Source organism: Marinobacter sp. (assembly GCF_048269445.1).
In the GTDB taxonomy this organism is placed as follows: Bacteria; Pseudomonadota; Gammaproteobacteria; order Pseudomonadales; family Oleiphilaceae; genus Marinobacter.
Genome location: NZ_JBLXIQ010000001.1, coordinates 563560 through 576286, shown reverse-complemented (window position 1 = coordinate 576286; position 12727 = coordinate 563560). Strand labels below are relative to the sequence as shown.

11 protein-coding genes are annotated in these 12727 nt (G+C 59.1%); 8 read left to right on the top strand and 3 right to left on the bottom strand.

What is annotated here, in order from left to right; all coding sequences use genetic code 11:
* Positions 1-81 precede the first annotated feature (81 nt).
* Positions 82-444, top strand: a complete 363-nt coding sequence (locus ACN0XM_RS02675) for a DUF6164 family protein (RefSeq protein WP_417565370.1) — start codon at positions 82-84, stop codon at positions 442-444.
* Positions 445-454: 10 nt separating this feature from the next.
* Here the strand turns inward: ACN0XM_RS02675 and ACN0XM_RS02670 are convergent, their stop codons facing one another.
* The 3 genes from ACN0XM_RS02670 to ACN0XM_RS02660 all read right to left on the bottom strand — a co-directional run bounded on the left by ACN0XM_RS02670 (position 455) and on the right by ACN0XM_RS02660 (position 3298).
* Entirely contained in the window at positions 455-1366 is a 912-nt protein-coding gene (locus ACN0XM_RS02670; protein WP_417565369.1) for an alpha/beta hydrolase fold domain-containing protein, read from the bottom strand.
* Between the two features lie 76 nt (positions 1367-1442).
* Positions 1443-2204 carry a methyltransferase family protein gene (locus ACN0XM_RS02665; RefSeq protein ID WP_417565368.1) on the bottom strand — a complete coding sequence of 254 codons (762 nt, stop codon included), beginning with the start codon at positions 2202-2204 and terminating at the stop codon, positions 1443-1445.
* The gene (locus ACN0XM_RS02660; protein WP_417565367.1) at positions 2201-3298 is read right to left on the bottom strand and encodes a class I SAM-dependent methyltransferase; all 1098 of its coding nucleotides are present in this window, start codon (positions 3296-3298) and stop codon (positions 2201-2203) included. Before ACN0XM_RS02660 ends, ACN0XM_RS02665 begins: the two co-directional genes overlap by 4 nt.
* Positions 3299-3429: 131 nt before the next feature.
* Between ACN0XM_RS02660 and ACN0XM_RS02655 the strand changes: the two genes are divergently transcribed.
* The 7 genes from ACN0XM_RS02655 (at position 3430) to ACN0XM_RS02625 (ending at position 12726) form a co-directional block, all read left to right on the top strand.
* Positions 3430-4506, top strand: coding sequence for a GlxA family transcriptional regulator (locus tag ACN0XM_RS02655; RefSeq protein ID WP_417565366.1), 1077 nt, complete (start codon positions 3430-3432; stop codon positions 4504-4506).
* 268 nt (positions 4507-4774) lie between these two features.
* The gene (locus tag ACN0XM_RS02650; protein WP_417565365.1) at positions 4775-6874 is read left to right on the top strand and encodes a 3-hydroxybutyrate oligomer hydrolase family protein; all 2100 of its coding nucleotides are present in this window, start codon (positions 4775-4777) and stop codon (positions 6872-6874) included.
* A gap of 148 nt (positions 6875-7022) precedes the next feature.
* Positions 7023-8435, top strand: a complete 1413-nt coding sequence (locus ACN0XM_RS02645; RefSeq protein WP_417565508.1) for a sigma-54 interaction domain-containing protein — start codon at positions 7023-7025, stop codon at positions 8433-8435.
* Positions 8436-8763: 328 nt separating this feature from the next.
* Positions 8764-9816 (top strand): TRAP transporter substrate-binding protein, encoded by a 1053-nt coding sequence (locus ACN0XM_RS02640; protein ID WP_417565364.1) that lies wholly within the window; start codon positions 8764-8766, stop codon positions 9814-9816.
* A 116-nt stretch (positions 9817-9932) separates the two neighbouring features.
* Positions 9933-10571 carry a TRAP transporter small permease subunit gene (locus ACN0XM_RS02635; RefSeq protein ID WP_417565363.1) on the top strand — a complete coding sequence of 213 codons (639 nt, stop codon included), beginning with the start codon at positions 9933-9935 and terminating at the stop codon, positions 10569-10571.
* Entirely contained in the window at positions 10571-11935 is a 1365-nt protein-coding gene (locus tag ACN0XM_RS02630; protein WP_417565362.1) for a TRAP transporter large permease, read from the top strand. The genes ACN0XM_RS02635 and ACN0XM_RS02630 overlap by 1 nt, the downstream gene beginning before the upstream one ends.
* An 11-nt stretch (positions 11936-11946) precedes the next feature.
* A complete protein-coding gene (locus tag ACN0XM_RS02625; protein WP_417565361.1) occupies positions 11947-12726 on the top strand; it encodes a 3-hydroxybutyrate dehydrogenase in 780 nt (259 codons plus the stop codon).
* Position 12727: the final 1 nt, after the last annotated feature.

Below are 12727 nucleotides of genomic sequence, written 5' to 3'. Positions count from 1 at the left end.
CCCGGGTGATGAATTCGGTCAATCCTGCTTTGATGCTAGGATATAGGGATTCCTGCACCCGATGCCAGACAACGAGCCGCCATGCCCCACCATCTGATGAACCTGCGCCACGTGCCCGATGATGAAGCCGATGAAATCCGGGATCTGTTCGAAACCCATAACGTGGCTTTCTACGAAACACCGCCAAGCCGTTGGGGCATCAGCATGGGTGGGTTCTGGGTGCATGATGACGAGGAGGCAGAACGGGCCCGGGCGTTGCTTGAGGCCTATCACCGGGAGCGGCAGCAAACCCAACGGCGCACCTACGAGGACACTCTGGCGCGGGGCGAGTCCGGCGGTGTCTGGTTTATGCTGCGGCGTCATCCGGTGCGGACCCTGGCCGCCTGTCTGGCCATACTGGTCATTGCTGGCGTGAGTCTGCTGCCATTCATTCGGATCGGATAGCGCAGGCGGGTCAGTCCTTGTTTTGTCGGGCAAGGAAGCCGATGGCGTTGTCGACAGCATCTCCAGCGGTCAGGAAACTGGTGACATGGCCCCTTAAGTGCATTTCATAGAGTTCTGAATGGACCTGGTGTGCTTGGAGTGCGTCCCGGAAGCGTTGTGCCTGGCTGAATGGCACCAGGCTATCCATGCCGCCGTGGAACAGGAAGAACGGTGGCGAGCTGGCGGTAACGTGGGTGATCGGGGAGGCCTTGCGATAAACCGCAGGTATGTCGTTCTGTTCACCACCAAGGAACTGGCGGATCAACCTGCCCGATCCAAAGGCCATCAGGTCTGATGGAAGGCCGCCCGCGACCACGGCACTTAGGGCGGTTTCAGGTCCGCCATAGGGCTGGTTCAGCTCGTTGTCCGAACTTGCCACCAGGGCCAGCAGCGCAATCAGGTGGGCGCCGGAGGAAAAGCCGAATCCGCTCACTGCCGAGGCGTCCAGCCTGTAATGGGTGGCATTTCGGTTCAGCCACTGGCGGGCAATCTGAAGGTCGTGGAGCTGGGCCGGAAAGGTGTACTGAGGTGCAAACCGGTAGTCGATATTCATAACCGCATAGCCGTGGCTGGCCAGTTCCTCCGCGATCCAGGTCATGTCCTCCCGGGATCGGCGTTGCCAGCCGCCCCCATGGACCATCAGGACCACCGGCCGATTCGTTGCGGAAGCTTGCTGCTCCGGTAAGTACAGATCGGCGAAAAGTGCCTCAGGCCAGTCTTCCGGTGAAAACCGCAGGTCCCTTTCGACGCGGAACGGTGACTCTTTCGGGGTGACGGTGGCCGTCGGTGCGTTATGGTGTGTCGCGCAGCCGGCCAGTACCAGCAGGCTGCCCAAAAGCGTGTACAAAACACCCCGTTTTACCCCTGTTCGGTGACCGGACATTTGCCTCCCCCATTCGCTGCAGTCGTAACTCCCTGGATGGTTTTACGACCGCAGCGGGTGGCTGGATGCGATTCACTCAGGACCGGTTCTGGCGGGCTCCTGGTCTGCCCACGAGCAAGCGCAGCCAAGGAATAAATGCTGGCACCTGTCGGCGGTAGTCTTGATAGGCTGGCCCGATAGCTTGGCCCAGGTCCCTCTCCTCGACGGGCGTTATCGCCAGAATGTAGGTCGTTGCCAATGCGGCTATCAGGGCATGGCCAAGCGTCACGTCTGGCGTTGTCCAGAATACGACCAACCAGCCGAGACTGATGGGATGTCGAACCACCCCATAGAGGTATCGGGTTGAAAACGGAGCGTCCCTGGCCGGCCGGTCCCGAATCCGTCGCCAGACCGGACCGAGGCCAAAAAAGTCAAAGTGACTGATATGGAACGTGGCCAGCACCATGATTACCCAGCCTGCGCCGTGCAGCCCGTAGATCAGTCCCCTCAGCCACTCCGGTCCGGCCTGCCACAGCGGCCAGGGCAATGGCTGCCAGAGCGTGATCACCACTGCCAGCGTCAGCCCGGAAATAAGTACGTAGGTGCTTCGCTCCAGTACGGGTGGTATCAAACGCGTCCATCGGGCCTTGAAGGCCGGGCGTGCCATGACCGAATGCAGAGCGAAATACACAGTCAGAAGCAAAGTGTCTGCAAGTATCGCAATCAGTTCGTCGGCAACCGCGCCCCGGTCGATGCCCCAGGGCGCCAGATTGAGCAGGAAGGCCATCAATGCCAGCAATGACGCAAACCCGATGCAGTAGGCCGTGAGCGCATAGAGCCCTAAAAGGTATTTGGTCATGAGCTGCGCCCCTCACCGTTGCGGGCAATGAAGTAAACGTTGAACGGGTCGTGCTCCAGACGCTGGGACGTAATCTGGCGGAAGCCTGCCTGGCGGAGCATCTGTTCGGCCTTTTCTTCACCCCAGAGCGTGCCAAGGCCAGGTCCGCCCTGAGCGAGGGAAACCGGTGTGCAGTGGGCACAGGATATGGTGTAAAGCAACGGCCCGAGGGGATGCTCAAGGTTGTTTTCCAGGAAGCTTGAGCCGGCAATATCCTGCATCAGGTAAATCCCGCCAGGGCGTAGGGCTCCGCAAATGCCTTTCAGCAAGGCGGCCGGATCCGCCTGGTCATGAACCGCATCAAAGGTGGTGATCAGGTCATAGCCCGCCCGCTCCCGGAAATCCCGGAGGTCCCTGGGTTCGAACGTCAGGTTGGACAGCCCGAGTGACTGGGCTCTTTCCCGGGTAGGCGCAAAGGCTTCCTCGCACAGATCAAGACCGGTGAACCGGCTTTTCGGGAAAGCCTGGGCCAGGGCGAGCAGGGCCAGGCCACGTCCGCAACCGGCGTCCAGTACTGAAATGCCCTGGTCGAGGCGCTCACGCAACTCCGGAACCAGCGGCAGGATATGGTCGAAAAGAGCGCTGACCACGGTCTGATGGCTGTCTTCCGCCATCACTTCGTGAAAACAGGGGTAGGCATTGTAGGGTAAGCCCTCACCGGTCCGGAAGCACGCCAGCAGATCCGACTCCATGCTGCTGATCAGCGGAATAAAGCGGGCGGTTACCGCCAGGTTGTTCGGGCTCGCACTGCGTGTCAGGCAGGCGGCGTGGGCCGGATCCAGTGAAAAGGTCTTGTCGGCCGGGTGATAATCGACAATGCCGCCGGTCACCATCACCGACAGCCATTCCCGGACGTACCGCTCGTTCAGGCCGCCAGCTCCGGCAATCTGCTCGCTGGTCGCCGGCGGCAGGCTGGCCAGCGTGTCAAACAGGCCGAGCCGATGACCCAGTGACGCCATGGCCACGATGGCGGCGTGATTCACCATGCTGGCGAATTGCTCTCCGAACAGTTCGGGTGTCCGAGGGGTTGCGGATGCAGAAAGTGGTGCGTTCATGAGTTGTTCTCCCTGTTTCGGTTTGTGGTTGGTGCAGGTCCATGCTGCACCCGCGGCCGTTGGTGCCCTTCAGCGAAATCCGTCAATTACTGGTCGAATCCGCCAGGTGGCCAGGGCGAATTGGAGGTCCTATGATCAGGTTTGAAAGGGAGGGCACCGTGGTGGCAGAGAACAGCGAGGAGATGCTTCGCAGGCCGATTGAGGTGGGCATTCTCGCCGTACCCCAGGCAACAGCGTCGCCAATCTATGGTATGCAGGAGGTTCTTGCCTCAGCCGGGCGTGACTGGGACTTTCTGATGCAGGGCACTCCGGGCGAGGGACTGATCAATGCATCCATCGTGTCAATCGACGGCGAGCCTATGGAGCTGTCGAACGGCGGCTGGGTCAAGCCGGCGAAAACCCTGGACGACCGGTATTGCCCGGATGCGCTCTGCATTCTCGAAGTGGTGTTCGACCCTGTCTCCGGCCCCGGTGATCTGTTTGCACGGGAAACCCGATGGCTGAAAGACTACTGGCGCAAGGGCGGTCTGATCGCCACCGCCTGTACCGGCGCAGTCCTGCTCGGAGAGGCCGGTTTGCTGGCCGGTGAGGATGCCACTACCCACTGGGGGTTCTGTGATTTCATGGCCAGACGTTATCCCGGCGTCCGGATGCATCCGGAGCGGGCCCTGGTGGCTTCCGGTACCGGCCAGCGCCTGATCATGTCGGGCGGGGGTACCTCCTGGATGGATCTTGGCCTGTATCTGATTGCCCGTTTTTGCAGCCAGGCTGAAGCGGTCCGGGTTGCCAAGGTCCATCTGATTGAATGGCACGAGACCGGACAGCAACCGTTTGCTTCGGTCAGCCATCAGCGCCAGTCTGATGACGCAGTCATTGGCCGTTGTCAGCAATGGGTCGCCCATCACTACGACCAGCCCTCTCCGGTGGCCGGTATGATATCGCTCAGCGGTTTGAGCGAACGTTCGTTCCACCGCCGGTTCCGGCAGGCAACCGGTATGACGCCCATTGACTATGTATTGACCCTGAGGCTGGAAGAGGCCAAGCAGATCCTGGAGACCAGCAAGGTCTCTGTCGAGGCGGTGGCGGAAATGGTGGGCTACCAGGACGCCGCCTTTTTCAGTCGCAAGTTCCTGCAACGGGTTGGCCTGACTCCAGCGCATTACCGTCGGAAATTCGGAGGTGTGGGTCGGTTACCCGCGAATGAATAGATCGCTCGCTTACCGGATTGTCCGATTATCCATACGGTGTCCGGGTTTTCGGACAGTGCCGTTAAACGCCCGTTCCAGGCCATCTCTTGGTTAATTCATCCACCGGACTGTCCGGATTCCCGGATTTCTTCCTTCCAGTTTTCTCAAAAATTTAATGTATCCATTTTAAATCAATGAATTGGGTGATTGGCACAGGATCCGCATGGCGTTCTATGGGCCCGGCTTGAGGCCTGGTCTATTCGTTTACAACAACAAACAAGGAACGATCATGAAACGAATAATGCTCTGCGCCCTGATCGGCGCCACGGGGTTTACCCTGACTGCCTGCAAGGAACCCTTTAATGACATCCCTGACTTTGTAAAGGGCGATATTCAACAAACCAGTTACGACGGCATTACCAATGACCTGCTGACCGCGGGCCTGGGCGCCACCGGTCTGGCAAGTACTCCCGCGCCTGCTTTCACAGACGCTCTCAATCCGACGCCCGCCGAGCTCCGGCGCCTCGCCATTTACAACAACTACCGCGCTCTGGTCGATACCGCACCGGGCGGCGGCTATGGCACCTTCTTTGGTCCTCAGGTGGGCAACGGTGGCGAAGGTCGGATTCCCGGTGACGAGTACATCGCCTATATGGCGGTACCGGGAACCGACGTGCCGGTAACGGTCATGGCCCAGGTGCCCGAGAGCTTTGATCCCGAGCAACCCTGCATGGTTACGGCGCCATCCTCCGGCTCCCGTGGCATCTACGGCGCTATCGGTACCGCCGGTGAATGGGGCCTCAAGAAAGGATGTGCCGTGGTGTACACGGACAAGGGCACCGGCACCGGTTCACACAACCTGGCCACCAATACCGCCCAGCGCATTGATGGCACGCTTACTTCACTCGAGGAGCCAGTGCAGTTCCGGGCCGACCTGAGCGATGAGCAGCGCGCAACCTTCGACAGCGCCTGGCCGGATCGGTTTGCCTGGAAGCACGCACACTCCAAAGCCAATCCGGAAGCAGAGTGGGGGCTGCATGTGTTGCAGTCCATTGAGTTCGGCTTTTACGTGCTGAACGAAAAATTTGGCCGGGAGCTGGGCAACGGCGAGGTCCTGAGGACGATTAATCCCAAGAATACGGTGGTGATTGCCTCCAGCGTGTCCAACGGTGGAGGCTCGTCTGTGCGGGCGGCCGAACTGGATACCGAGGGGTTGATTGACGGTGTTGCGGTATCGGAGCCGAACGTGAATCCGGAAGTGGACCGCAGCTTCACCATCCGCCAGGGTGACGGCCCGGTCATTACCGAGCACAGCCGCAGTCTGCTGGATTACACCACCGCCCTGGCGGTTTATCAGGGCTGCGCCAATCAGGCACCGGCAATCCGTGGCACTGCGCCACTCAATGCGGCCTTCAATCCTCCGGCAATCGGCGAAAATATCTGCAACTCCCTCGCCAACAAGGGGCTGGTGAGTGGCGCCACGCTGGATGACCGGGCAACTGACGCACTGCGCATACTGAACGAGGAGTTTGGCATTCAACCGGAGCAGAACTTGCTGGCGCCGGTACACTTTGGGCTGTCCGTGGCCCAGAGTATCTCCATGACCTACGCCAACGCCTATGGCCGGGCCGGTGTTGAGGACCGGGTCTGTGATCTCAGCCTGGCGGCGGTGGATTCCGCCGGAGCAGTGACCCCACTGGCACCCGCTGTTGAGGCCGCCCTGTTCTCCGTCAGCAATGGCATCCCACCATCAGCCGGTGTGGCTATTGTCTATGACGGTGCCGACGGCCAGCCCACCAGCTTGCCCATAAGCGCCTCACCGAGCTCCAACCAGATGGATTACGGCCTGGATGCCCTGCTGTGCCTGCGCAGCCTCGCTCAGGGCCGTGATGTGGTCACCGGTGCAGCCCTTGAAGGTTCCGACGCCGAGCTGGCAGACGCCATAGCCGAAGGAATAGCCGAGGTCCGTGCCTCGGGGAATCTGCAGGGCAGGCCGACGGTCTTTGTCACCGGTCGTGCTGACGCGATTCTGCCCATCAACCATACCTCCCGACCCTATTTTGGCCTCAACCATCGTGTCGAAGGCAAAAAAAGCAATCTGAGGTACTACGAAATCCTGAACGCCCATCACCTGGATGTTCTTAATGGCTTCCCCGGTATCGCGGACCGTTATGTTCCCCTGCACCACTACTATTTCCAGGCGCTGGATCTGGTCTGGGCGCATCTGACGCAGAAGCAGCCCTTGCCACCCAGCCAGGTAGTCCGGACCGTGCCCCGGGGCACTATCACCACAGCACTGACTGAAGCCAATCTGCCGGCAATCACGCTTTCTCCAGAAGATGGGGACCGGATTTTGTTTGTCGATAACCAGCTCCGGATCCCGGAATAACTGGGCCATCTGCCGGCCCGGGCTAATGTCGGGCCGGCTTTGTTTGCCCCCGCTTCGGGGGCCCCATATACTTCGTTGACTGCCTTCGGCCAGATCGGAAGCAGGGGTTTTAACCATGAAAGACATCCAACCCGTTGGTGCACGGTACATGACAGAGTTGTTTACCGATGAAAATAAGAGTGGCCTGACCCGGGACCTGATTGAAGCCCTGTTCCCGATGTTTGAGGAGGCCAGCGCCGGCGCCATCGCCGTGGACCGGGATGCCCGGATTACCTGGATCAACAGCAGTTATTCCCACCTGCTGGGCCTGGGCGATCCGTCGCGGGTGATCGGCAAGCCGGTACGGCAGGTTATTCCCCAGACCCGGATGCCGGAGGTGGTTGAAACCGGCAAGCCGCTGCTGCTCGATATCATGGAGCACAACCAGCAACAGCTGGTGGTTACACGATTGCCTTACTACGACGACGATGGAGCGATCGTAGGCGCGGTTGCCTTTGTCCTGTATGACGATCTGCAACCGCTGACGCCACTGGTTTCAAAGTACCGACGCCTTCATCAGGATCTGGCCGCAGCTCGCAAGGCGCTGGCAAAGAAAGCCCGGGGAACCCGTTACAGCCTGGGCGATTTTGTCGGTGCCAGCCCGGCAGCGCTTGAGGTCAAACGCCGGGCCCGGTTGGCTGCCGGGCGGGAAATGCCGGTGCTGCTGCTCGGCGAAACCGGCACTGGCAAGGAGGTACTGGCCCAGGCCATCCATACTGTGTCTGCCCGGGCAGACAAGCCTTTCGTGGGCGTTAATGTGGCAGCCATTCCGGACAACCTGCTGGAAGCTGAGTTCTTTGGGGTGGCTCCGGGTGCTTACACAGGCGCGGAGCGCCGTACCCGAGAAGGGAAGTTCCAGCTTGCCAATGGCGGCACTCTTTTCCTTGATGAAGTAGGCGATATGCCCCTGCCATTGCAGGCCAAACTGCTTCGGGCGTTGCAGGAAGGGGAGATTGAGCCCCTGGGCTCCAACAAGGTGGTGCCGGTGGATGTGCGGGTGATCGCGGCTACGAGCCGAAACCTGGAAGTGATGATTGCCGAAGGCGACTTCCGCTCCGATCTGTATTATCGCCTGAACGTTCTGGAGATTCCGATCCCGCCGCTGAGGGACCGGCTGGTGGATCTCGGTGTGCTTTGCGAGGCTTTACTGGAAGACATTTGTGAAGGCTTGGAGTTGCGCGGGGAGATTACCGATGCGGGTGTATTAGCCCTCGGCAGTTACGACTGGCCTGGTAATATCCGGGAATTGAGGAACGTTCTGGAGCGCGCCCTGACCATGGGCGAGGATGGTGGCCTGCTGGATGCGGATGCCATTTTCAAGGTATTGCCCCGTAATGGCAGTCGCCCAGTTTCTTCAATGACGGCACAACCGGTCCGGCCTTTATCCCAGGCCCTTGCCGAGGCTGAGGCCCAGGCCATTGAAGAGGCCCTGGTAGCGAGTCGTGGTAATCGCACCCGGGCAGCAAAGTTGCTGGGGATCTCACGGTCGGTGCTTTATGAGAAACTTGCCAGAATGTCCTGAAATCCGGACATGTGTCCTGCGGTCCGTACAATTACCTACGACTGTTGTCTAACTATGTCCGGAATGCCGGACACATCACCCCGCTTCCCGACGAGCTTAAAGCTTCAACTTAATGAAATATATATAAAAAATAATTTTGGCATACTGTCTGCAGGTGACAGGTTGCAGGACGTCAGAACAATGCAGACAACAAGACTGACGCCAAACCGTTGGACCCCCGATTTTTTTCTGTCCGTCTGTCCCTGCATCTTCTGACTATACTCAGACCAGGCCTTTCAGGTTGTAAGCCGCCAGGCCAGATACAATAACAATGCTAGGAGACTTTCCAATGAAACTTCTCAAGGTTCTCACCGGTGTCGCCGGTGCGATTGCCCTTACTACGGGCTCCGCTTTTGCAGACGACCTGCGCTGGAAGATGCCAGTTGCGTTCGCCACTAATCTGCCCGGCCTGGGTTCACCTGCCGCCTGGGTTGCCGATAACCTCACCACTGCCTCCGATGGCAGCATTCAGGTTCGCGTGTACGAGCCGGGTAAGCTGGTGCCGCCGTTCGATATCTTGCAGTCCGTTTCCGATGGCAAGGTTGAAGCCGGTTACACCTGGATCGGTTACGACCAGGGCAAGGTGCCTGCAATTCCCCTGTTCGCAGCCGTACCCTTTGGCATGAAGCCCTGGGCCTACACCGCCTGGTATTACTACGGTGGCGGCCATGAAATGCTGCAGGAAGTCTATGCCAACAAGGGCTTCGACGTGCACGCCCAGCTGTGCGGTATTATCGGGCCTGAGACTGCGGGCTGGTATTCAAAGCCAATCAAAACACTGGAAGACTATGAAGGCCTGAAGATTCGCTTCGCGGGTCTGGGTGGCAAGGTTCTGGAAAAACTGGGCGCCTCCGTCACCATGATGCCCGGTGGTGAGCTATACCAGGCACTGGAAAAAGGCACCATCGATGCCACCGAATTCTCCATGCCTGCCATCGACCAGATCCTGGGCTTCAACCAGGTGGTCAAGTACAACCTGTTCCCGGGCTGGCACCAGCAGTTCACCGCCCAGTACATGCTGATCAACAGGGATCAGTGGAACAAAACCACTGACGCACAGAAAGCGCTGGTCGAGGCCTCCTGTACTGCGGCAACAACTCTTGGCCTGGCCGAGGGCGAATACAAGAATGGTAAGGTGTTGGCCGAGTTCCAGGAAAAAGGTGTTCAGGCTGATCAGATCCCCCGTGACGTTCTGAAACAGTTGCAAGCGGTCACCGAGGAAGTGCTGAAAGAAGAAGCCTCCAAGGATGCCGACTTCAAGCGCGTTTATGAAAGCCAGAACGAGTTCCTGAAAACCTACAAGGTGTGGGATACCCGGGCCTACGTTCCGACGGACCTGTAAGGTCGGGGGCCGATCCCGAGCACCGGGGCAGGTTCCGGTGTTCTCTGACCAATTCTGGATGGCCCTTCGGGGCCATCCTTGTTTCACAGTCGGCTTTTTGAGCGAGGAACTGTTATATGACGGTGCTTGGTAAAGACTCACCGCATAACAAGCAAACGTCGGTGTCTGACGCCGATAAATTTATACATAAACACACGGAGCTGCCAACCACCCGCATCAGTCAGTGGATAGACGGTGGGGTTTCCTTGATTGGCAAAGGCGCCTCCTGGCTTTGGATCGTGGTCACGGGCGTCATTATCTGGGCAGTGGTTGGCCGTTATGCTTTTGGCGAGGGTTCCGTGACGCTGGAAGAGGTGCAGTGGCATCTGGCCGGCATCGGCTGGTTGTTGGGGCTGTCCTATACCCTTGTGGTGGATGATCATGTGAGAGTGGATGTGCTCCATGAGCGCCTGTCCCTGAGAGGCCAGGCCTGGATTGAACTGTTTGGCCTGCTTTTGCTGTTGTTGCCGTTCCTCGGGCTGGCGGTCTATGAGATGTTCCCCTATGCCTATCACTCCTGGCAGCAGGGCGAAACCAGTCAGGCGCCCGCAGGGCTTCCCTATCGCTGGGTGCTCAAGGGCATTCTGGCATTGTCCTTTTCCCTGCTGATTGTGGCGGCGCTGTCCCGCCTGCTGAAAGTAACGGCACTGCTATTCGGCTTTCCGAAGCCAATCCGGGTCGAGTCCGGCAATAACAAGAAAGAGGATGCGTCCTGATGGAGCTTGAAACCCTGTTTGTAATCGGAATGTTCCTGACCTTCGGGGCGTTGTTGATGACCGGTTATCCGGTTGCCTGGGTGCTGGGAGGCACCGCCGTTGTCTGGACCGTGATCGGTGTGGTGGCGGTCGAAGATTTTGGTGCAAACCTCTGGTTTGATTACCCATCTTCCATGGGGCTCGTGCCCGAGCGAATCTGGAGCATTGTCAACAGCGAGACCCTCGTCGCCCTGCCCATGTTCATATTCATGGGCATCATGCTCGATCAGTCAGGCGTCGCTGAAAAACTGATGAACAGTATGGTAAAACTCTTCGGTGCCGTTCGCGGAGGGTATGCTGTCACGGTGGTTGTCATTGGCGTTTTGCTGGCGGCCACCACGGGTATCATCGGTGCGTCCGTGGTGCTTCTGGGCATGCTCTCCTTGCCAGTCATGATGGAAAACAAGTACGACAAGGGCTTTGCCGTGGGTACTGCCTGCGCCACAGGTACCCTCGGGATCCTGATCCCTCCGTCTATCATGCTGGTGCTGATGGCTGACCGGCTGGCGGTTCCGGAGGCGTCCGTGGGCGACCTGTTCATGGGTGCGTTCCTGCCTGGTCTGCTTCTCGGCGCGATGTACGTTGCCTACGTGATGATCCGCCCCTTGTTTCAGCCACACATTGCGCCAGTGCCTGAGGGTACCCAGAAAGTGTCCTGGAGTATTGTCTGGGAAGTGGCCAAGGCCGTGGTGCCCACGGCTGCGCTGATTCTGGGCGTGCTGGGCTCGATCTTTGCCGGCATAGCAACGCCTACCGAAGCGTCCGGTGTCGGTGCCCTTGGCGCCCTGTTGCTGGCCCTGATGGCGGGGCGTCTGAACCTGAAAGTTCTTAACTCCTCGATGCAGCAAACGACACGCACCGCGGCGTTCATTTTTGCCATTTTCCTGGGTGCAACGGCGTTCTCCGTGGTACTGCGGGGTCTGGGCGGCGATCAGGTGATCGAAGATGCGTTGCTGGGGCTGCCCTTCGGGCCCTATGGCGTGATACTGACCATTCTGTTCGCGGTATTCCTGCTCGGCTTCTTCCTGGACTGGGTCGAGATCACCCTGATCATCCTGCCGTTGGTCGCGCCGGTAGTTCAGCATCTCGGCTTCGACCTGGTGTGGTTCACCATCCTGTTTGCCATGTGTCTGCAGACATCGTTCCTGACGCCGCCGGTGGGCTTTGCCCTGTTCTACATCAAGGGCGTGGCGCCGCCGGAAATCAAGGTGACGGATATCTACAAGGGCGTCATACCCTTCATCATTATTCAGCTTGTCGCTCTGGCTATCGTGTTCCTGGTACCGGAAATCGCGACCTGGCTGCCGAGCGTGGCTTACGACTAAGGAGATAGACAATGCGTCTGGAAAACCGGATTGCCCTGATAACCGGCGCTGGCCGCGGCATTGGTCGGGCCATTGCCGAACATTATGGCCGCGAGGGTGCCAGGGTTGCCGTCGCGGACCTGACCCTGGAAAGCGCCCAGGATACCGTGCAAGCCATTGAAGCCGCTGGCGGCACCGCCATGGCCCTGGCTATGGACGTCACCAACGAGAAGGCAGTGGACGATGGCGTTGCCTCCATCGTGAAAAACTGGGGCGGGCTGGACATTGCTGTCGCTAACGCGGGCATCCAGCATATCGACCCTGTACACAAACTGGCGTTTTCAGACTGGCGTAAGGTCATCAGTGTTCATCTGGACGGGGCCTTCCTGGTTACCCGGGCGGCGCTCCGGCAGATGTACGCCAACGGCGGCGGCATCATGCTGTATATGGGCTCAGTGCATTCCCTGGAAGCGTCGCCCCTGAAGTCACCCTATGTTGCCGCAAAACACGGCATGCTCGGCCTTTGCCGTGCCGTGGCCAAAGAGGGCGCGGAGCACGGGGTACGCAGCAACATCATTTGTCCGGGCTTTGTCCGCACGCCGCTGGTGGACAAACAGATTCCCGAACAGGCCAAGGAGCTGGGCATTTCCGAGGAAGAAGTCATCAGCAAAGTGATGCTGAAAAATACGGTGGACGGAGAATTCACAACGCCGGAAGACGTGTCCGAGTTGGCCGTGCATCTGGCGGCTTTCCCTTCCGCAGCGCTCACGGGCCAATCCATTGTGGTCAGCCATGGCTGGCATATGCAGTAAC

What these genes read in the sequence shown, in the direction of transcription:
- ACN0XM_RS02665 (WP_417565368.1), bottom strand. Translation starts at nt 2,204, where the DNA reads ATGACCAAATACCTTTTAGGGCTCTATGCGCTCACGGCCTACTGCATC.
- ACN0XM_RS02630 (WP_417565362.1), top strand. Translation starts at nt 10,571, where the DNA reads ATGGAGCTTGAAACCCTGTTTGTAATCGGAATGTTCCTGACCTTCGGG.
- ACN0XM_RS02670 (WP_417565369.1), bottom strand. Translation starts at nt 1,366, where the DNA reads ATGTCCGGTCACCGAACAGGGGTAAAACGGGGTGTTTTGTACACGCTT.
- ACN0XM_RS02640 (WP_417565364.1), top strand. Translation starts at nt 8,764, where the DNA reads ATGAAACTTCTCAAGGTTCTCACCGGTGTCGCCGGTGCGATTGCCCTT.
- ACN0XM_RS02675 (WP_417565370.1), top strand. Translation starts at nt 82, where the DNA reads ATGCCCCACCATCTGATGAACCTGCGCCACGTGCCCGATGATGAAGCC.
- ACN0XM_RS02650 (WP_417565365.1), top strand. Translation starts at nt 4,775, where the DNA reads ATGAAACGAATAATGCTCTGCGCCCTGATCGGCGCCACGGGGTTTACC.
- ACN0XM_RS02660 (WP_417565367.1), bottom strand. Translation starts at nt 3,298, where the DNA reads ATGAACGCACCACTTTCTGCATCCGCAACCCCTCGGACACCCGAACTG.
- ACN0XM_RS02625 (WP_417565361.1), top strand. Translation starts at nt 11,947, where the DNA reads ATGCGTCTGGAAAACCGGATTGCCCTGATAACCGGCGCTGGCCGCGGC.
- ACN0XM_RS02655 (WP_417565366.1), top strand. Translation starts at nt 3,430, where the DNA reads ATGATCAGGTTTGAAAGGGAGGGCACCGTGGTGGCAGAGAACAGCGAG.
- ACN0XM_RS02645 (WP_417565508.1), top strand. Translation starts at nt 7,023, where the DNA reads ATGACAGAGTTGTTTACCGATGAAAATAAGAGTGGCCTGACCCGGGAC.
- ACN0XM_RS02635 (WP_417565363.1), top strand. Translation starts at nt 9,933, where the DNA reads ATGACGGTGCTTGGTAAAGACTCACCGCATAACAAGCAAACGTCGGTG.